Origin of the sequence: Paenibacillus plantarum (assembly GCF_013141695.1) — a bacterium.
Classification (GTDB): domain Bacteria; phylum Bacillota; class Bacilli; order Paenibacillales; family NBRC-103111; genus Paenibacillus_E; species Paenibacillus_E plantarum.
Genome location: NZ_WHNY01000025.1, coordinates 1 through 1,115 on the forward strand (window position 1 = coordinate 1; position 1,115 = coordinate 1,115).

Here is a 1,115-nt window from a genome sequence, read left to right on the forward strand (position 1 = left end):
ATTTCCAACCCCTTCGGCGAAGTTAACGATGTGGTAAACTTTCACCAAAGGGGTTGTCTATTTTGCTCGTTAAAGATCGTCTTCGCCCAACTAAAAAAATATATTTCAAGTCGGAGATAAAGCATTGTCCGCATTGTGAATCGAAATTACGCCGTTCCCACACGGCTTGGCATAAGAAGATTGCTACACTAAATGAAGTCATTGAAGCATGGAGTATGGCTTACAGATGCGTGAATGTAAACTGCTCAAATCTTGATGCTCTGTTTAAATCTGCTGAAGCCGAAGCATTAAGTCCTAAGCATTCCGCTTATGGATTCGATGTGCTCTGCTTAGTCGGTGAACTTCGCTTTAAGCGCCATATGACTCGTAAGGAAATTGCCGATGAACTCAATGAACGCGGCGTACTTACTTCCGAAAGATCGGCACAAAATCTTTACGAAAGGTACCAAACACTACTCGCGGCAAGTTTGGATGATCACGTGAAAAATACGCTTGCCGAAGTAACTGAACAGAATGGCGGCATTGTCTTGTCGATGGATGGTGTTCAACCTGAGAAGGGAAACGAAACGCTTTATGTGATTCGTGAAGTATTCAGCGGAACAGTTTTAGTCGCACGGAACATGAAGAGCGGAACAGCAATCGAGCTACAAACGCTCATTCAACCGATCATTGATTTAGGCTATCCAATTGTTGGTATTGTGAGTGATGGTCAACAATCCATCCGTTTGGCTATGGAGACATTATTACCAGATGTTCCTTACCAATATTGTCAGTATCACTACTTAAAAGACATTGCCAAACCAGTCGTTGACATCGATCGAAAGCTCAAAACAGAGTTAAAGAAAAGTATGCGCGGGATTCGAGATACCGAGCGTAAAATTGAGCAAGGCGATTCTCTAGAAGTCGAAGTTGCAAAAGGATATGTCGCTGCAGTTCGCTCGCTTTTGCTAGAGGATGGTAATCCTCCCCTTGATTTACCAGGCATGCGAATTTACGAAAAAGCTCAAGCGATTCAGGCCTCTTTACAAAAATGCCTGAGTAAAAAAGGGGCCCTCTCTACTCGAAAACATTTTCAGAATATTCAGTAAAATAAACAGTCTTCAGACTCACTATGA

1 protein-coding gene is annotated in these 1,115 nt (G+C 42.6%); it reads left to right on the top strand.

What is annotated here, in order from left to right; translation table 11 throughout:
* Positions 1-62 precede the first annotated feature (62 nt).
* Positions 63-1,088: a transposase gene (locus GC096_RS07095; RefSeq protein WP_246302623.1), complete on the top strand. Its 1,026-nt coding sequence runs from the start codon at positions 63-65 to the stop codon at positions 1,086-1,088.
* The last annotated feature ends 27 nt before the right edge of the window (positions 1,089-1,115 follow it).